This window comes from Streptomyces sp. NBC_00019 (genome assembly GCF_045041015.1).
GTDB lineage: Bacteria > Actinomycetota > Actinomycetes > Streptomycetales > Streptomycetaceae > Streptomyces.
Window position 1 is genome coordinate 115,034 of sequence record NZ_CP108303.1, and the last position, 19,074, is coordinate 134,107.

Annotated in this window: 13 protein-coding genes and 1 pseudogene; 2 read left to right on the plus strand and 12 right to left on the minus strand. The window is 69.5% G+C overall.

Features of this window, described 5'->3' with window-relative positions:
• Positions 1 to 40 precede the first annotated feature (40 nt).
• The 11 genes from metK to OHU89_RS53295 all read right to left on the minus strand — a co-directional run bounded on the left by metK (position 41) and on the right by OHU89_RS53295 (position 14,688).
• A complete protein-coding gene (gene metK, locus OHU89_RS53245; protein WP_331737452.1) occupies positions 41 to 1,252 on the minus strand; it encodes a methionine adenosyltransferase in 1,212 nt (403 codons plus the stop codon).
• Positions 1,253 to 1,413: 161 nt separating this feature from the next.
• The gene (locus OHU89_RS53250) at positions 1,414 to 4,941 is read right to left on the minus strand and encodes a condensation domain-containing protein (protein ID WP_331737454.1); all 3,528 of its coding nucleotides are present in this window, start codon (positions 4,939 to 4,941) and stop codon (positions 1,414 to 1,416) included.
• A 373-nt stretch (positions 4,942 to 5,314) separates the two neighbouring features.
• The gene (locus OHU89_RS53255) at positions 5,315 to 6,268 is read right to left on the minus strand and encodes an aromatase/cyclase (RefSeq protein WP_331737457.1); all 954 of its coding nucleotides are present in this window, start codon (positions 6,266 to 6,268) and stop codon (positions 5,315 to 5,317) included.
• Positions 6,269 to 6,469: 201 nt separating this feature from the next.
• Positions 6,470 to 7,219, minus strand: a complete 750-nt coding sequence (locus OHU89_RS53260) for an alpha/beta fold hydrolase (RefSeq protein ID WP_331737458.1) — start codon at positions 7,217 to 7,219, stop codon at positions 6,470 to 6,472.
• A gap of 285 nt (positions 7,220 to 7,504) precedes the next feature.
• The gene (locus OHU89_RS53265; RefSeq protein ID WP_331737797.1) at positions 7,505 to 8,326 is read right to left on the minus strand and encodes an AfsR/SARP family transcriptional regulator; all 822 of its coding nucleotides are present in this window, start codon (positions 8,324 to 8,326) and stop codon (positions 7,505 to 7,507) included.
• A gap of 380 nt (positions 8,327 to 8,706) precedes the next feature.
• Complete coding sequence (locus tag OHU89_RS53270) at positions 8,707 to 9,552, minus strand: AfsR/SARP family transcriptional regulator (protein WP_266900356.1); 846 nt, start codon at positions 9,550 to 9,552, stop codon at positions 8,707 to 8,709.
• Between the two features lie 291 nt (positions 9,553 to 9,843).
• Complete coding sequence (locus OHU89_RS53275; protein ID WP_331737459.1) at positions 9,844 to 10,512, minus strand: ScbR family autoregulator-binding transcription factor; 669 nt, start codon at positions 10,510 to 10,512, stop codon at positions 9,844 to 9,846.
• Positions 10,513 to 10,585: 73 nt separating this feature from the next.
• Positions 10,586 to 12,178 (minus strand): acyl-CoA carboxylase subunit beta, encoded by a 1,593-nt coding sequence (locus tag OHU89_RS53280; protein ID WP_331737461.1) that lies wholly within the window; start codon positions 12,176 to 12,178, stop codon positions 10,586 to 10,588.
• Positions 12,179 to 12,294: 116 nt separating this feature from the next.
• Positions 12,295 to 12,492, minus strand: coding sequence for an acyl-CoA carboxylase epsilon subunit (locus OHU89_RS53285; protein WP_331737463.1), 198 nt, complete (start codon positions 12,490 to 12,492; stop codon positions 12,295 to 12,297).
• 180 nt (positions 12,493 to 12,672) lie between these two features.
• Positions 12,673 to 13,896 carry a cytochrome P450 gene (locus tag OHU89_RS53290; protein WP_331737465.1) on the minus strand — a complete coding sequence of 408 codons (1,224 nt, stop codon included), beginning with the start codon at positions 13,894 to 13,896 and terminating at the stop codon, positions 12,673 to 12,675.
• A 99-nt stretch (positions 13,897 to 13,995) separates the two neighbouring features.
• A complete protein-coding gene (locus tag OHU89_RS53295; protein WP_331737466.1) occupies positions 13,996 to 14,688 on the minus strand; it encodes a ScbR family autoregulator-binding transcription factor in 693 nt (230 codons plus the stop codon).
• 391 nt (positions 14,689 to 15,079) lie between these two features.
• Between OHU89_RS53295 and OHU89_RS53300 the strand changes: the two genes are divergently transcribed.
• Positions 15,080 to 17,038, plus strand: a complete 1,959-nt coding sequence (locus OHU89_RS53300) for an acyl-CoA dehydrogenase (protein WP_331737468.1) — start codon at positions 15,080 to 15,082, stop codon at positions 17,036 to 17,038.
• A 263-nt stretch (positions 17,039 to 17,301) separates the two neighbouring features.
• On the opposite strand, the pseudogene OHU89_RS53305 reads toward OHU89_RS53300, so the two are convergent.
• Positions 17,302 to 17,646 (minus strand): annotated as a pseudogene (locus OHU89_RS53305) (DUF4097 family beta strand repeat-containing protein); the annotation flags it as partial.
• 384 nt (positions 17,647 to 18,030) lie between these two features.
• Between OHU89_RS53305 and OHU89_RS53310 the strand changes: the two are divergent.
• On the plus strand, positions 18,031 to 19,017 hold the full coding sequence (locus OHU89_RS53310; RefSeq protein WP_331737470.1) for a ScbA/BarX family gamma-butyrolactone biosynthesis protein: 987 nt from the start codon (positions 18,031 to 18,033) through the stop codon (positions 19,015 to 19,017).
• Positions 19,018 to 19,074 lie beyond the last annotated feature (57 nt).

Here is a 19,074-nt window from a genome sequence, read left to right on the forward strand (position 1 = left end):
TCGGCCGACAGCGCCGGGCCCGGCCGTTGGGACGTCGGGCTCAGTCGGTGTTGGTTGCGTGGCGTAGGGCTGTGGCGCGGTTGGTGTGTTCCCAGGTGAAGTCGGGGAGTTCGCGGCCGAAGTGGCCGTAGGCGGCGGTCTGGGTGTAGATGGGGCGCAGCAGGTCGAGGTCGCGGATGATCGCGGCGGGGCGCAGGTCGAAGACGGTGGTGATGGCCCGCTCGATCCGTTCCGGGTCGATGGTGTGGGTGCCGAAGGTCTCCACGAACAGGCCGACCGGTTCGGCCTTGCCGATCGCGTAGGCGACCTGGACCTCGCAGCGCTTGGCCAGGCCGGCGGCGACGACGTTCTTGGCGACCCACCGCATGGCGTAGGCCGCGCTGCGGTCGACTTTGGAGGGGTCCTTGCCGGAGAACGCGCCGCCGCCGTGGCGGGCCATGCCGCCGTAGGTGTCGATGATGATCTTCCGGCCGGTCAGTCCGGCATCGCCCATCGGCCCGCCGATCTCGAACCGGCCGGTGGGGTTGACCAGCAGCCGGTAGCCCTCGGTCTCCAGCTTGATCCCGTCCGCGGCGAGCTGGGACAGGACCGGCTCGACCACGTGGGCGCGGATGTCGGGGGTGAGCAGGGCATCGAGGTCGATGCCGCTCGCGTGCTGGGAGGAGACCACCACGGTGTCCAGCCGGACCGGCCGGTCACCGTCGTACTCGATGGTGACCTGTGTCTTGCCGTCGGGGCGCAGATAGGCGACCGTGCCGTCCTTGCGGACCTGGGTCAGCCGGTGGGACAGCCGGTGGGCGAGCTCGATGGGCAGCGGCATCAGACTCGGTGTCTCGTCACTGGCGTACCCGAACATCAGCCCCTGGTCCCCGGCCCCCTGCCGGTCCAGGACATCGTCCTCGCCCTCCACTCGTGCTTCCCAGGCGGCATCGACGCCCTGCGCGATGTCGGGGGACTGCGCGCCGATGGAGAGGGACACCCCACACGAGGCACCGTCGAAGCCCTTGGCCGAGGAGTCGTAACCGATGTCCAGGATCGCCTCACGCACCAGCTGGGCGATGGGCGCATACGCGGTGGTGGTGACCTCACCCGCGATATGCACCTGACCGGTGGTGATCAGGGTCTCCACCGCGACCCGCGACGCGGGGTCCTGGGAGAGCAGGGCATCCAGGACCGTGTCGCTGATCCGGTCGGCGATCTTGTCGGGATGTCCCTCGGTCACGGACTCCGAGGTGAACAGACGACGGGACATGACACTCCAGTTGATTGCGGCCCAAGCACGAACGGCGTCACAGACCGGGCGAAGTGACCCGTGTCACGGCCACGATGGACGACGTCGAACGAGGAGCGCTTGAAGTGCGACGGAACAAGGGTCGAGGGAGCGCCCCTCAGCGGCGTCCGGTGGTGTACCGGCTAGGCGTCCGGTGTACCGGCGTTCTTCATCCCGGCGTTCTTGAGGGCTCGGGCGAGTTCGCGAGCGCGTTCCTGGTCGTCCGCGGAGACACCGGCGACCACGACCCGCGCTTGAGGGCCGCCGTCGGCCGCGATGCGCCGGGCGATGTCGCAAGCCAGGGAGCCGGCCCCGGAGAAACCGCCCAACAGCAGGTACCGGCCGGTTCCGTGGGCGGCCAGCGCGGAGTGGGCGCCGTCGGCGTCGGTGGTGAGCACCAGCAGCTCGTCGTAGCCCGTATAGGCACGGGACAGCAGGTCGTAGCAGGTTGCCGGCGTACCCGGCGGCGGGACCAGACAGATCGTGCCCGCCGGCTCACGCCGGGCCGCCCGCAGGGTGACCAGCGGGGCGCCCCGGCCGGTTTCGGGCGGCTCGGTCATGCGGGGTACGGTCCTGCCCTCAAGGAGGCTCAGGATCTCCGCGACCGTGGTGGACTCCCCCGTCCTGGACGGGAGTTCGCGCAGCAGTGTGGCGCTCTGCACCAGCAGTTCGGCAGCCTCCTCCTCGTCGAGTACGTCGCGGTCGTGAACGCGGGTGAGGATGAGGCGGCCCGCGCCGTCGTGGTGGGCGAGGAGCCCGATCGGCAGGACGGAGCGGGCGGGTACGGTGCCCGGGAACTCGGCCTTGATCCCGTGGGCGGCGAGTTCGGCCTCCAGGCCCTTCACCGGGTGCGGCGGATCCTCGAAGACGATGACGGTGTCGGCGTGTCCGAGTCCGGGCTCGTCCTGGTCGTGGGCCTGGAGCCAGCCGACGGGAACCCATTCGTAGGCGGCCATGTCCAGGGCGCGGTCCCGCAGTTGGCGCAGCAGGTTCGGTACGGTGCCGGCCGGGTCCACCTCGACGGACATCGGCAGGGCGTTGCGCAGCGGTCCCAGCATGCGGGCCGCGCCGTCGAGCGGTATGCCGCGCCCGGGGGCGGTCACCGCGAAGCAGACGGGGGTGGGGCCGGTCGCGTCGGCGGCGCGGTAGATGAGCATCGCCCAGACGGCCTGGAGAACCGTGCTCTCGGCGATGCCCCAGCGGCCCGCCCACAGCGCCAGACGGATGGTTTCTGCGGAGGTCAGCCGCAGCCTGGCCCGGCCCACACCGGTCAGTGCCGCGGTGTCTCGGGCGGAGCGGCCCGGCTTGGAGGCGGCCGCGTCGGGTGGTGCGGAGCGCGCCCAGAAGGCCCGGGTGGTCTCCAGGTCCTGGGCCGCGATCCAGGCGGCGTAGTCCCGCAGGTCGGGACGGCGTTCGCCGCCGGGCAGGCTGCCGCCCGCGAGATAGGCCCGGTAGAACTCGCGCAGCAGGATGTGCGCGCTCCAGTTGTCGAGCAGCGCCCGGTGATAGGTGAGCACGATCCGGGTGGGGGCGGCGGGGGCACCGGGCCGGCGGCTCCCGTCCGTCTCCAGCAGGGTGAGGCGCAAGGCTCCGGGGCAGCGCAGGTCGAAGCCGCGCAGCCGGTCGCGTTCCAGCAGCGGTGACCAGTCGTCGCCGCGATGGACGCGGCGGGTGATCTCGGGAGCGACCCGGCTGTGGACCATGAGCTGCGGCTCGGGGCCGCCGGTGAACGCGGTGCGCAGCACCGTTTCGCAGTCGAAGACGGACTGCCATGCCGCCGTGAAGCGCTCCAGGTCCAGCGGGCCGTGCCAGACCCATACGACCTGCTCGACATGGCGGCCGGTGCCGGGCTGTCCGTCGCCTCCCAGGTACAGCGCCGCCTGTTGGGGGGTGGCGCGGAAGACGGACGGGATCGGGGCATCGGAGGCGTCGGTCAACTCCCCCAGCACCTCGCGCAGCGACTCGCCGAGGGCGGCCACGGAGGTGTCGGTGATGTTCTCGGCGGGGTCGGGCACCCAGTCGAGGCCGAAGTGCAGCCTGCCGTCGGCGATGTGGGCGCATACCTGCAGCCGGTGCGGGGGCCGGTGAGGGGCGCTGGCGTTGTTGCTGTCGTCGCCGCTCTCGGCAGTGCGGTCGTCGGGCACGGGACGGGCCGCGGGCGGCAGCAGTTCGTCCGGGCCGTGCAGGGTCAGGCAGGCCTGGGCGGGTGCCAGTTCACGCAGTGCGGTGCGCAGCAGCGGGTCGGGGCTCCACTCCCGGCAGGCCCCGAACCCGGCGCCGCCCGCGGCCTGCCCGGCGGCGGCCGCCAAGGGGCCTGCGACTGCGGCCAGTTGACCCAAGGTGGCGAGGCCACGGTCCAGGGTGAGATGGACGGGGTGCACATCGGTGAGGCGGCCGACGTGGCGGCGTAGGCCCGGATGGCCGGTCCGCGGCCCGCTGCGGACGTCGAAGCTGACGTCGTCGGCGTGTTGCCAGCGGGCCAGGGCCAGTGCGAACACCCCGGTCAGCACCTGTCCGACGGTCAGTGTGAGCCGCTGGGCCAGATCCTGGGTGATCCGCTCGGTGGCCCCGTCGGGCAGGGCGAAGCCGGTACGTCGGACTCCGACCGCATCGGTGCTCCGCGCTCCGAACGGTCCGGCGTCCCGTACACCCACCATGGCGGCCTCGGGGACCCCGGCCGACCCGGCGTCCCGTGCCTTGGCCACGGCGGTGTCGCCCGTGTCGCCCGTGTCGCTCAAGCGGGCCACGTGGGCCGAGGTGCGGGAGTCGGCGCCCCGGGCCCTGCGCTCGGCGACGGTCGACCAGTGGCGTATCTCGGCGGGGTCGCGGGCCAGTTCCCGCAGTTCGGTGACCCAGTCGGCCAGCCCGCCGGGCGCGTGCCGCGGCCTTGCCGGGACTCCCGCTGTCGCTGTGCCGAGAGCGGCGACCAGGTCGTCGATGACGATTCGCCAGGACGCGGCATCCACGGCGAGTTCATGGGCGACCAGGACGAGCCGGTCGGCGCGTTCCCCTGCCGGGCGGCGGTCCCGGGCGAGCAGGGCCCGCAACTGGACGCCGGCGGGTGCGTCGAGGGTGCGGCCAATGGAGTCGACGGCGGCGGTGAAGCCGGCCTCGTCGGTGAACTCGCCCTCCACCAGCAGGCCTTGCTCGGCCGGCGCCTCCTCCCGCTCCACGGCCGTGACCGCGCCCTGTCCGCTCAGCCGTCCGCCCCTGCTGTCGAGGCGGAAGCCCAGCTGAGGATGGGCCGTCAGGACGGCGCGCAGCGCCTCGCGCACCGCGTCCGCGTCCAGTGGGGCGGCCGGTTCGATGTACACCGCCTCGTGGCGGGGGCCGCCGCCGGGTGTGAGTGCGGCGCACTGGGCGGGTGTGAGGGGGTGGTCGGCGGCGGACCGTTCGGTGAGCAGGTCGGCGAGGCGGCCCACCACGAAGGCGGCGGTCGTGTCCTCGGCCGGGGTGAACCGGAGCGTGTGGTGGTCGGGGCCGTGCCGCAGCAGCCGGTGCTGCCGGCCGGCCCGGTCCGGGTCGCCGTCGGCGAGTTCCCCCAGGACGCCTGCCAGCGCGGCAGCGTCGAGCGGCCCGCGCAACTCGAGGTCCCACGGGGTGTCGTGCGGGACGGGTCCGGGGTCCACGACCACGGACATCACCGCGTGCGAGGAGCGAGGAACAGTCATACGCGTCCAGGGACGTGCGCTCCGCCGTGACCGGCGCGGTCCCCTCTCTCCTCTCGGTAGCTGGTGGATGAGCTGCTGGGATGGCGCTCACTCAGCTCTTGCGGGAGCCGGGCGCCGTGCCTAGGACGAGCCGCCTGCGGGCCCGCTGGGAGCCGGCCGTAAGGAGTGCGTACGACGTCGGCGGCCCGGGGCCGTGCCGTACTGCCTCGCTTCCATGACGCCTCCTGGTCCGCCGGAATCGACAATGGTCGTGCTCAGCACGCTAAGGGCAGCAGGTGCCCGGCGTCCGATTTCCCAAGCGGGTGTGGAGCGCTGCCCGAGTTCGGCAGGAGGTCATCCGTGAGCGGGCCCCCGTTCCGCGCGCACGCACCGGTCACAGCATGCGGACGGCGCTCTCCGCGTGCGTCTTGGCGTGGGCGAGCAGGACGCGGCTGTCGCGGCCGAGCGCCTCGCGCACATGCCGGCAGGCGTCGGCCAGGGTTGCCTGCCGCCCCAGTACGTCGGCGATGTGTTCCTCGCTCAGTACGACGCTGTGCTGCGCGGTGACGGTGACCCCTCGCTCGTCCGGGACGACGGACCATTCGCCGGTGTGAGCCTCCAGCAGGGGCAGCGGCGTGGTCTGCTTGTACACGATGCGTTCGGCGTGGGGGAAGCAGATCCGCACCGAGGCGGTGGTGTGGGTGCCGTACTCGGTGAGCGTCCGCATGGTCATGTGCTGCACGCCGGGGGCGCTCTCGTTGAGGTCGACCTGCTGGACGTGCGGCGCCAGGTCGGGCCAGTCGCCGGCCCGGTACAGGAAGTCGTAGACGAGTTCGGCGGGTCCGTTGATGTGCACCGTGTCCTCGAAGGACAGGACGAGTTCGTCCAGGCGCGTCCATCGCTCGGCGAACGCCTTCAGGTCGGCGAGCTGGGCGCGGGAGTGGGCATCGGTGGCCCGCTGCGCCCACTCCAGGTCGCCGGGTGAGTCGGCGCCGATACTGTAGTCGTAGCGCAGTTCGAGCTCGCTGTGGTGCGGGCCGTCCGGGCGCGCGCTCAGGATGCCGCCCGCCGTGTGGAAGGGGGGTGCGGCGATCTCCTGCCAGAACTCCATGCGGCGCGCCACGGGGTCCAGATGCCGCTGGGAGGTCCACGCCTTCACCTGGCCGTCGAGGAGGGTCCAGGTCCGCAGCCGCTCCCGTACGCCGTCGAATTCCAGCTGTTCCACATGAACGATCGAGGAGAAATAGAGCGGCCAGCTCTGCGCGTCGGCCATCAGCGCGTAGGCCACGCCTGCAGGCGCGGATGCGTGCACTCTGCGCGCCACCTTGTCCGCATGCTCAGCAATCATTTGAGCTCCCCTCCTCTTATGGTGCCGACGGGAACATGAACGGGGTTTGTGGCGGCCGGCCGAAGACCGCTCGGAGATGAAAAGAATCCGGGTCGATCCAGGCGTGACCGGGTAGTTGTCGGCCTCAACCGACGTGTATTTCTGGAATTCGCGGGGTGGGCGGCTGCCGTATGCCCGCGCAGGTTGTCCGAATGCACGGGATCAGCCGACCGGCACGCTCTCCCGGGCGAGGCGGCCGGTGACCCGGCAGGCACGGCCCAGCAGGCGGGGCAGCCCACGGCCACGCGCGAAGAAGTGGTGCTCCGGGACGGTGCGGAGCCAGGAGGGTCCCTCGGTCCACTGTCGCCAGCCGTCCGCGATCGTGGGCGGCGCCAGCAGGTTGCCCTGCGAGGCGACGATCAGCATCGGGGTGGTGAGCGGCCCGGCCGGAGAGGGTACGGCGGCCGCGTCCTCGAGGGACTGGGCGAGCTCCAGGTCGGCGCGGAGCACGGGCAGCATCGCGTGCAGCCAGATCCCCTCGTCGCTGGTGGGCGGCACGGCACTGTTGGCGCTCAGGGCGTCCAGCAGTTCGGCGTCCGTCGCGGTGCGGGCGTCCGGCAGTGCGGAGGCGACGCGGGGCGGTGGGCAGGCCGCGAGGGCGAGGAGCGCCGGGCCGGGCAGGCCCGCCTCGTGCAGGACGCGGGTGACGCTGAAGGCGACCATCGCGCCCAGGCCGTGTCCGTAGAGGACGTACGGTCCGGGTCCCGGGTCGGTGAACCGGGGCAGCACGTCGGCGAGCAGGGCCTCGTACGCGGTCGTGCGGGTGTCGGATCGGTGCCGTTGTCCGCCCGGCAGGGAGACCGGGACCACCTCCACTCCGGGGCCGACGTTCTCCGCCCAGTGGTCGAAGACGGAGATGCCTCCTCCGGAGTGCGCGAAACAGTGCAGGCGCACCGGCCGTTCGTCCGACATGGCATCCTCCTCTGCCCCGACCTGCGTCGCACGGGGTGGGATTCGAGGATTGCCGGACGGCCTCAAGTGCCACTTGAATCTGATCGGAGGGGCCGGACCGGATGTCCTGACCGCGAACGGTCACCGCGGTCGGTCGCCGCGCCGAGGAGGCCGGGGCCAGGACACCCGGCCTCCTCGGCGATCTGTATCCGCATCCGCCTCCGCGTCCGCCGGGCCGACTCCGCAACCGGCCCGTCCGACGGCGATCAGGCATTGAGTACGACGGGGCCCCCGCTCCGGCCGGCCTCAGGCGGCGAAGAGATCGAACGTCGAGGAGCGCCGCTCCCCGGCGACGACGTCCAGCTGCGGGTCGACGGACAGCATGGCCTGGTGCAGCCGCTGCACCTGCGGGGACGGCTCGACGCCCAGTTCCTCGATCAGCCGGATGCGCAGCTTGCGGTAGACGGCGAGGGCCGACGCCTGTCGTCCCGACCGGTACAGCGCCACCATGGCCTGCGAGTGCAGTCCTTCGTGCTGCGGGTAGCGGGCCGTCAGCTCGGCGAGCTCCGCGATGAGTTCGGAGTGCCGGCCGAGCCGCAGATCGGCATCGATACGGCGCTCGACAGTACCGAGCCGGCTCTCCTCCAGTCGCATGACCTCGATCGCGAGGATCGGTCCGACGCGTACGTCGACCAGGGCGGGGCCACGCCACAGCTCCAGCGCCTTGCGGAACCGGTCGGCCGACATTTCGTCGTCGCCCGCCTCGAAGGCCGACCGCCCTTCGGTGACCATGCGTTCGTACTCGTGCACGTCCACGCTCTCGGGCGGTATCTGCAGCAGATAGCCGCCGTGCCGGGTGGCCAGCACCTCCTTCGCCGTGTCGGGAGCGTCGGGGCCCATCGCGGTGCCCAGGCGCCGGCGCAGCTGGAGGATGTAGGTCTGCAACGTGGTGAGTGCGCTCTGCGGTGGTTCGGTCCCCCAGATTTCCTCCATGAGCATGGGAACGGGCATCACCCGCCCGGGGTAGAGGGCGAGCAGGGAAAGGATCTGCCGCGGCTTACCGGCCGTGGGGACGATCGACCCCCCGTTGACCTCGGCACTCAACGAACCCAGAACCTGAATCTTCACTGCTTTCCTCCGTAGCTCGTCGAGTTCCTCTCGTGGCTGAATTCCGTCGCCATAAGCACAGTAGCCGGAATCGAGCCAGACCCGCCTTTCCTCGACCGGAGCTTGAGGACGCTTCAACTTGCCTATTCTATCTGCAAATTGATCGACCATTGATCGACTCAAGCGTGCGCAAACAAGGGCCGGAAGAAAGACCATTGCGACATACGGGAGGTCATCCCCACCAATTGCTTCACTCTTTTTAATTCCGTTGCGAAGAAAGCAAATCGCGGAATGCTTGACGCCGTTTGTCGAGATGGGGCATCTCGCCCCGCCCCTGCACGCAGCAGGCCGGCCCGAGGGACCCGGTGTCCCTGCAGCGCCGGCCCGGCTGATGCGCCCGCTCAACTCGTGGGAACCAGGCGCTCCTTGACGACGCTGGGGGCCGCCGGTGCGGTCTCGGGGTTCGCCGTGAGGATGGACCGCTGCAGTCGCCGCAGCCCCGCCGACGGCTCCAGGCCGAGGTCCCGGACGAGCGTGGCACGCAGCCGCTGGTAGACCTCCAGGGCCTCGCCGCGCCGCCCCGAGCGGTACAGGGCGAGCATGAACTGGGCGTGCAGGCTCTCGTGGGTGCGGTACCGGTTCACCAGCACGGTCAGCTCGGACAGCAGCTCGCGGTGGCGCCCCAGTCGCAGGTCGGCTTCGATGCGCTGATCGAGCGCGCACAGCTGGCTCTCCTCGAGACGCCTGATCTCCATCTCCAGCTGCGTCCCGGCCTGTACGTCCGCGAAGGCGGTGCCGGACCACAACGCCAGCGCCTCGCGCAACTGCCGGGCCGCGTCGGGGAAGTCGCCCGCGTCCATGGCCCGGTAGCCCGTGCCGGCGAGGCGCTCGAAGGTACGGACGTCGCTCTGCCCGCCGCCGGCGGCCAGCATGTATCCGCTGGGCATCGTCATCAGCACGTCCTTGGCGGTGCGCTGCCTGCCGCCCTCGTCCGCGCCGTCCTGCCCGTCCTTCTCCAGGGCCACGGCGATGAGTTCACGCAGCTGGAGGACGTACGTCTGCAGGGTGGTCCGGGCACTGCGCGGCGGGGCGGCGCCCCACAGCTCCTCGATCAGTGTGGAGACCGGCACCGCCTGGTCGGCGTGGAGTGCCAGCAGAGCCAGAACCTGCCGCGGCTTGGGGGCCGTCGGCGTGATGGAGACCCCGTTCTCCCTTACGGCCAATGCGCCGAGTACCTCGATGTCCACGCGATCTCCCCTGTCTTGTGCCGAGCGCTCAAGTCGTTTCCGTAACCGTCGTCAGATGTCACTCCGGCGCCGTGACCAGACTAAAAACAGCACACGCAGTCTGTCAATATCAAACCGCATGCCCTGTATTTTCCAAGCGAGAATCCAACGGCACGCTAGGTCTGACCTGCGACGATGCGAAGTCACCAGTAAACTTCAAGGGGCCCTGGAGTAGAGATCCAGGGCCCCTTGAGGCAAAGAAGGGGGTCCGGTCGGCGAAGTTGACCAATAAACAGACCGATAGGTCTTCTACTACTCGGTGCTCGCCCGCAGGGAGGACCGGTCCTGCGAGGGGATGGCGGCCTGCGGCCAGGTACCTGCGCTCGCCAGTCCGGCCAGGTTCCGCCGGTCGGCGAGCCGCGGCAGGATCACGTCCCAGAAGCGGGTCACGTTCTGCCGGGACAGCCAGGAGGCGTCATCACCGCCGAGCACCTCGAAGCCCGCGGTCGCGGCGACGATGACCCGGGCGCTGTCCGCCCAGGACACTCCTTCCGCCAGAGCCCCGTTGCGCTCGGCCCCGCGGAGGGTGTCCTCGATCCACTCCTGCCACTGCGCCCGCAGGGAGCACTTCCCCCGGCACGCGCTGTCACCGGCGAGCTCGAACCCCCCGCGCACCACGATGTCGTGGGCGAGCGCCTCCATCAGCTCGTGCGTGGCGTCCACCACCGTCTGGAGCGAGTCGCCCTGCCGCGCCAGCGCCGCCTCGGTGATGCCACGCACGGCCTCGGCGGCCTGCGCCTCGACCGCCTCGGCGAGCATGCTCTTGTTGGCGAAGTGGAAGTGCAGCGCCCCGTTGCTGACACCGGCCCGCCTGCTGATGGTGCTCAGCGACGCAGTGACGAAGCCCTCCTCGGCGAAGACCGCGGCGGCGGCCTGGATCAGCGCATGCCGGGTACGGGCCGCTCGCTCCTGTTTGACCATGTGGTGTCTCCTGAGAACCGGGACGTCGAGGGCCGGCGCCGCGCCGACGTCCCAAGTCCCACGGGAAGTGGTGCTACTGCGGCGGGTTGCCGTGCTTGCGGGACGGCAGGTCGGCGTGCTTGCTGCGGAGCATGGCCAGGGAGCGGACGAGGACCTCGCGGGTCTGCGCCGGGTCGATGACGTCGTCGATCAGGCCACGCTCGGCCGCGTAGTACGGGTGCATCAGCTCGGACTTGTACTCCTTGACCATCTTCTGCCGCATGGCCTCGGGGTCCTCGGCCTCGGCGATCTGACGGCGGAAGATCACGTTGGCGGCACCTTCGGCGCCCATCACCGCAATCTCGTTCGTCGGCCACGCGTAAGTGAGGTCAGCGCCGATGGACTGGCTGTCCATGACGATGTAGGCACCGCCGTACGCCTTGCGCAGGATCAGCGAGATCCGCGGCACGGTCGCGTTGCAATACGCGTACAGCAGCTTGGCGCCGTGGCGGATGATCCCGCCGTGCTCCTGGTCGACACCGGGCAGGAAGCCCGGGACGTCCAGCAGCGTGAGGAGGGGGATGTTGAAGGCATCGCACATCTGGACGAAGCGCGCGGCCTTCTCCGAGGCCTCGATGTCGAGCACGCCTGCCAGGGTCTGGGGCTGGTTGGCGACGATACCGACGACCTGCCCGTCGAGGCGGGCGAGTGCACAAATGATGTTGCGGGCCCAGCGCTCGTGGACCTCCAGGTACTCACCGTCGTCGACGATCTCCTCGATCACCTTGGCCATGTCGTACGGCCGGTTGCCGTCGGCCGGCACCAGGTCCAGGAGCACCTCCGAACGCCGTTCGACGGGGTCGTCGGCCAACACCTTCGGCGGCGCCTCCTGGTTGTTCTGCGGGAGCAGCGACAGGAGGTAGCGCACCTCGGCGATGCACGTCTCCTCGTCGTCGTACGCGAAGTGACAGACGCCGGAGGTCTCGGCGTGGATGTCCGCGCCGCCCAGGCCGTTCTGGGAAATCTCTTCCCCCGTCACGGCCTTGACCACGTCCGGCCCGGTGATGAACATCTGGGAGGTCTCGCGGACCATGAAGACGAAGTCGGTGAGGGCGGGGCTGTAGGCCGCGCCGCCCGCGCACGGGCCGAGCATCACCGAGATCTGCGGGATCACCCCGCTCGCCTTGGTGTTGCGCTGGAAGATGCCGCCGTACCCGGCCAGCGCCGAAACGCCTTCCTGGATACGGGCGCCCGCGCCGTCGTTCAGCGACACCAGCGGAGCCCCAGTAGCGATGGCCATGTCCATGATCTTGTGGATCTTGGTGGCGTGGGCCTCGCCCAGCGCGCCGCCGAAGATCCGGAAATCGTGCGCGTACACAAAAGTGGTACGCCCTTCAACCGTTCCCCAGCCGGTGATGACACCGTCGGTGTACGGCTTCTTCACATCCATGCCGAAGCCGGTCGCCCGGTGCCGGCGCAGTTGCTCGACCTCCTGGAAGGAGCCCGAGTCGAGGAGCAGTTCGATGCGCTCCCGTGCGGTCAGCTTGCCCTTGGCGTGCTGGGCCTCGGTCGCCTTCTCGCTCGGGCCGGCCAGTGCCTGCGCACGGATGTCGTCCAGTTCGGCCACTCGCCCGTACATGCCGGTCGGCTCCAGGTCGATCGACGCCGGGGCGGTTGTCATCGCCATACCAGGTCCCTTCTGGGGCGAAGCCGCTGAAAAGTCCCGCCCCAGGTCCACGTAGATCAGATTAACAAACCGCGCGTGCGGTTTCCAGTTCGGGGTGCAACCTTTCTGAACTTCCGTCAGCGCCAGCTGCCGGGGGCCTTGTAGACCCCCGGTGACCGCCAGCCGCCGGAACAGCCGGAGCCCCCGCGATGCGATGTCTCGGGCTGCTCTTCACCGGCTCCCTGCAGCGCGAGAAGAACGACCGCGAGCGCCGCGAGTTCCTCCGCGTCGGCCTGTCCGCGTTCGACGCGCAGCATCGGTTTGCCGTTGCCCATGGCCCCCACTTCCCTTCTCAGGCTTGTGGACACGGTCGGCTGCACTGCTCAAGAACCGGTCTCGTCCTGCTTGAAGTCCCCTCCGGGTCTGCTCCGAAGCCGCTCCTGGCCTACTGAAAGCAGAGGACTCCGCAACCCGGTCGGGCTGCGGAGTCCTCAGTTCCGGCGGGCGGGGAGGGCTCACCCCAGCCGCACGGGCAGCTCCCGGTAACCGTTGATGATGAAGGAGTCGATGGGTGCCAACTCCCCGGGCTCGACGGCCAGCTCGATCTGCGGGAAGCGCGCGAACAGTGCCGGCAGAGCCACCCCGACCTCCACCACGGCCAGCGGGGCGCCCAGGCAACGGTGCGGTCCATGGCCGAATCCGAAACCATCGCGGCGGTCTGTGCGCAGCACGTCAAAATCAGCCGCCTCCTGCCCGTAGCGGTCAGGATCCAGACCGGCCGCGGCGAACGAGACGAGGATCGGGTCGCCCTTCTTGATCAGGACACCGTCCAGGTCGATGTCCTCGACCGCAAAGCGCATGGGCGAGTAGGCGCCGGGGTTGTGCGTGCGCATCGTCTCGGCCATCACGTCGTCCCAGTCCGCCCGTCCCTCCCGCACATGCTCAAGCTGTTCGGGGTGGGTCAGCAGCGCTCCCACGGCGTTGGTGATCAGGGTGCACGTCGTTTCCTGTCCACCCGCGATCAGGAGGTTGAGGCTACCGAGGAGTTCCTCCTCGGTGAGGCGGTCGCCCTCGTCCCGCGCCGCTATCAACGCGGACGTCAGATCGTCACCGGGCCGGGCCCGCTTGCTCACCACAAGCTCGGCCAGCAGCTCGAAGACCCTCATCTGGGCCACCGCCATCTCCTGCGCCGTAACGGCCGTACTGAACACGGTGTCCATGGCCCCGCACAGGCGGTCGCGGTCGTCCCGGTCGATGCCGAACAGCTCGCAGATCACCCGCATCGGCAGCAGCTTGGCGAACGCGCCCCGCAGGTTGACGACTTCGCCCGGGGGCAGGGCCGCCAGGTCGTCCAGCAGATCCGCGGTGATCTCCGCGACCCGGGGCCGCAGCAGTTCGGAACGCCGTGCGGTGAACGCGCCGGCGACCAGCCGCCGCAGCCGGGCGCGCTTCTCGCCGTACGTGAAGAGCATGTTCTCGTTGGCCACCCAGGGATACAGCGGCCAGTCCTCGGTGATCCGCCCGTCGATGAACGCCGGCCAGTGCAGCCGGGCGTCCTTGGACACGCGCGGATCGACCAGCAGTCGCTTGACCTGCTGTTCGCGGACCACGGCCCAGGCGAGCACACCTCCGGGCAACTCCACCTCTACGGCGGCCCCCCGGGCCCGGAGCATCGCGGCTTCCCCCGCGAGGTCACGCGCCGAGACGTCCAGCCGATAGGGGCAGACAGCAGTTTTCATTGATGCGCTCCATCCGAATCAGTCGTTTCTGATACGTGCCGAGGGGGTGCTGTGTACAGCCCCTCACATCCCCCGCGATGGATCGCTGCGAGGTTGTCGTCAAGCAGTCATGGCGGTGTCCTCGGTCGCGGCCTGGCGTTCCTTCATAACCGACTCGTACACCTTTGCCCCTCGCTCCGGCGAGAAGTCGAGCTGTACGAGGACTGGGGGTACCGCGGTGGCCGTAAGCAGGTATCTGTACAGGTCGCAGACCCGCTCCATCATGTCGGCGCGGTTCTCCATGATGTTCGACAGCATCTGAACCCCGGTGAACGCGCCCACGGACAGCCGTGCGATGGACTCCAGGTCAACGTGCGGGAGCAGTTCCCCGGCCGCCTTCGCCTCGGCGAACAGCGACTTGCTGTAGTCGATCCACAGCTGCATCGGAATCTTCTGGTCCAGCCCTGCCGCCCCCACCGCCGGATCGGTGGTGAGGCTCACGCTGCCGCGGATGATCGGGTCACCCGTCTCCTTCTGCAGCAGCTGGGTCAGCAACAGCGCCTCGTCCACCGCCTGCTGCAGCTTGAGCGGCGGCACCGAGACCGGCGGGAGCGCTCTGACCTGCTCCGCCAGGACGGCCTGGGCGAGCTCCTCCTTCGACGTGAAGTGGAAGTAGAGCGCACCCTTCGTCACTCCGGCCTCTTTGAGGATCTCGGAGATGGTTGCCGCGTCGTATCCGACGTCGTCGAACACCTTGGCGGCGGCAACCAGGATGGCCTGCCGTGTCCGGATGGCTCGATCCTGCCGCGCCACAACGCACCTCCGTACCGCTCTGCGGTATCGCTCCGTCTACCGGCCAGGAAAAGAGACCGACAGGTTCGATTCGAGTGGCACCACCTCTGGATACGGGACGGTCAGCTTCAGCCTCTTGCCCGGTCAGGCGCTCTGGTGCATCCCCCGAGCCGGAGAATAAAACCCTCCATCCGGTTTTTCAAGGGCCCCGAACCGGTAGTTTTGGTCGCCTCTGCCTTGAGCAGCGCCGGAGCGAGGAACCGCTCCGCCGGGCCTCACCTGGAACGAAGCCGTCCGGATCTCGAAGGTCAAGCTCTACTAAAGAGCCTTGAGAAAGAAACCGGTGGGTTTGTATTTTGCTAGTCCGGCGCTCCTCTCCCCCCCATCACAAACCCCACTTGCGGAGAGGGTTATGACCCTGCTGACCATGCAGAGCCAGGCTCCCAGCTCCAACGGAGCCATGGAAACCGCCCCGAACCGGGCAATCATCAGCGAGTTGACTCACCAACTGTTCGACGCACACGAACGTGGCCGACTGCACGGAACCTGGCGGGATCTCATCGGGAACGAGAAGTTCCGATACCAGCCGGGGCTCACCTCCGAAGAACGCATGGCGCTGTCCTACGAACGCCTGCGGCTCGTCAACGAGACGATCGACGACGCCGCGTCCCTGGCACGCGATCCGCAACTGCTGGCAAGCCTTCACGAGTGGACGGGGGTGGTGGACGGCGCGCTCGGCACACTGGCCGGCATCCACTACAACCTGTTCCTGGGAAGTTTGCTGGACCATGACGACAGCGAGCGCCGTCAGCTGACCGAGTTCATCTCGATGCAGCGCACAGGAACGTTCCTGTGCACCGAGCTGGACCACGGCAACGATGCGGCGGCCCTGCAGACGACATGCGAACTGGACCGCACCACCGATGAGTTCGTCCTGCACACCCCCACACCGGGCGCCCGGAAGTTCATGCCCAACACGAGCCTGATCGGTGGCCCCAAGAGCGGCGTCGTGGCGGCGCGTCTCCTGATAGACGGCCAGGACCAAGGTGTCTTTCTCTTCCTGACCCCACTGACCGACGAGAACGGCCCACGACCGGGCATCCGTATACGTCCACTGCCCGAGCGGCTCGGCAGCCCTGTCGACCACTGCCTCACCAGCTTCGACCGGGTACGGCTGCCCCGCGAGGCCCTGCTGGAAGGCGACCACGGCCGCTTCACCCCGGAGACCGGTCTCCACAGCAGCCTCGGCAATCCACGCAAACGATTCCTCCATTCGATCAGGCGGGTCACCTGGGGCAAGCTCTGCATGAGCGGCGCCGGGGTCGGGGTGTCCCGAGCCGCCCTGTCCATCGCCGTACGGCGCGCACACCTGCGCACCATCAGCGGCCCGAAGGCCGGCGTCCGGGTTCCGCTGGCCGCCCACCGCAGCCACCACAGCCGGCTGCTCAACGCGGTCGCCTCGACGTACGCCATGACCTTCCTGCACCGGGCGGTCCTCACCCGCTGCGTCGACCACACCGAAGCGGAAAGTGAGGAGGTGGAGCGGCTCGTCGCCATCGCCAAGGGATGGATCACCTGGCAGAGCCGCGAGGTCACCATCGAGTGCCGCGAACGCTGCGGCGCGCCCGGGCTCTTCCCTCTCAACGCCCTGGCCGACATCACCCAGAACCTCGAGGGGGCCATCACGGCGGAGGGCGACAACCTGGTCGTCTGGACCAAGGCCGCCGCGGAGATGGTCTTCGGGCACCAGGCCGCCCAGGTGTCCGCCCCGACCGTGCCGCTGGAGCGGCAATCGCTGACCGAACCGGCCTTCCTGCGGGGGTTGTCGGCCAGGGTGGAGCACCTGTGGCAGGCCAGGGCACGGGCGGCGCTGCGCGGCGGCCCGTCGGGCAATCCGCTGGCGCGCTGGAACGTGGCCTCGAGCGCGGGCATCGAGATGGTCCGCGCTCACGCCCGGCTGCAGGCCGCCGACGCCTTCCTCGCCGCGGTCGCCCGCACCACGGAGCCGGGGGCGCGTGCGCTGCTGGAGGATCTGTGCCGGCTCTTCCTGCTCCGGGAGCTCACCCCGCACACCGGCGATCTGCTGGCCGAAGGGCATCTGGCTCCCGCTCACATCCATGAACTGCCGCTCGCCATCGACCTGCTCATGGAGCGCCTCGCGCCCCAACTGCCGGTCCTCGTCGAGGCGTTCGACCTGCCGGAGGAGTTCCTGTCCCGGATTCCGCTGGCCAACGGCGGTCATTCGCTGATGCTGGACGACTTCCTGACCCCTGAGGCCGAGACGTCACCGCCCCTGGACCTCTCCGCCCGCCTGCCCCGGCAGCGGCAGGCCCCGGGTGCCTCCGACAGGAAGCTCGCACTGCTGACGTAGGACACGGGACGTGGGGCATGGGGCGCGGGAAAGACCTGCCCGTGATGTGTCCGCCCTTTCTTCGGAGGGGGCGGCCATGCCGCGTTTGGCGTGGAAGGGCGAGGGGGTCTGGGCGGTGGTGTGTCTGGCCCTGCCCGGGGGCCCTCCGCCCGCTGCCTGTCGGGAAGTTGCCCGCGGCGGCGCAGTTCATCGAGGCACCGGATCCAACAGCGCGGGCCCCTCGAGAAGGCGGCCGGCCGGGCCGGCTCTGGTTCCGTCGTTGCTCAGAGGCTGCGGGCGGTGATGTCGCCCTGGGAGGTGGTGGCGCGGATGGCGGAGACACCGATGGCGGCGGAGACCGAGATGTTGCCGGACTGGGTGCGGAGCACCAGCTCGCCGCGTACGGTCTCGGCGATCCGGATGTCGCCTCTCGCGGTGCTGATCTCCACGGGGCCGCCCAGCCGGCGGACCTCGACGTCGCCGTCGGCCGCGGTGAGACGGATACGCGCGGCATCGTCGATGCTGATCCGGCGGTACGCGCCGTCGAAGACGAGGTCGCCGAGGCGGCCGACGCTCTCGAGCTCGGTGCTGGAGGTCCTGGCCTCGATCCGGGAGCCGGTGGGCAGTTCCGCCTCGTCAGGCCGCCCTCGCTCCACCCTGATCAGGGCTTCTCCCGTCACCATGCGACCGATCCCCCTTATGTCGGGCCTGGAGACAGTCGGGGAAACCGCTCAAAGGCGACTTTGGGATCGCTTGAGGCAGGGGGCAGGCCACATCCCACGCGCACCGGACGGCAGCAGGTGCCACATGCATAGGTGGCTGCGGTCGACCTGCGGGGGTCGAGTCGAACCCGAGGTCGCCGGACCATCATCTCCACATTTAGGAACGCATGGTTCCATTTTTCGGCGGTTGGAGGGCGGCATTCCTTCTGGAAATTAAACCGGATGGTATGTATCTTCGCTCTCCTGAGGAATCCACCACTCACATTCAAGCCAAAGCGGCCAGGGGGAACTATGTCTGCGAGCACGTTCCACATGCACCGCGCGCTACCGGGCGCGGCACGCAACGACAGCGACACGACGAACAGTGCCCTGCTCTTTCAGTCCCTGACCACCACCGTTCCAAAGGAGCTCGTGCACCGTGCGAGCATCGCCGAGGTCATGCTGACCGACTGGGCCCGCGTGGACGACCATCACTTCACCGTCGCCGCCCAATGGCCCCGTGGACACAGCTTCTTCGCCACCGTGGACGACTGCCACGACCCGCTGATCGCCGCCGAAACAATCCGCCAGGCCGGCATCCTCCTGGCACACGCCGAGTACGGGGTCCCCCTCGGACACCACTTCCTGGTCAGCGACCTCAGCGTGGCCGTCCGGCCCGAGCACGTACGCGTCGACTGGACACCCGCCTCGCTCGAACTCGACGTCAAGTGCTTCGGCGTGAAGGAACGCGCGGGTGCGGTGACAGGATTCCGCATCGAGGTCGAGATCCACCGCGACGGCAGCCTCGCGGCGACCGGAGGTGGCTCCCTGACCTGCATCACTCCCCGGGTCTACGAGCGTCTGCGCGCCGCGCACTTGCCTGGCGCCGACGGTCCCCGGGTCATTGCGCTGACGGCCCCGGAGCCCCCGCAGACCGTCGGGCGCATGTCGCCGACGGATGTGGTCCTCTCCCCCATCGGGGAGCCTCATCGCTGGCAGTTGAGGGTGGACACCCGTCACCCCGTGCTCTTCGACCACATGGTCGACCACGTGCCCGGCATGGTGCTCCTCGAAGCCGCCCGTCAGGCGGCGGCCGCGACCCTGGGACATGCCTCCCTGCCTCTCGCCATCACCAGTGCGTTCGAGCAGTACGTCGAACTGGACGCACCCTGCCAGGTCGAGGCGTTCCGTGTGCCCGGCACGGACCCGGACGGCGGGGAGACTGTCCTCGTGACCGCCTACCAGGACGAGACGCCCGTGTTCCGGTGCACCGTCACCATGGCCCCACCCGCCATGTGAAGGGCACCCCCCGACCAGGTCTGCCCGGGACGACCTCCTACGTCTCGGGCAGACCTG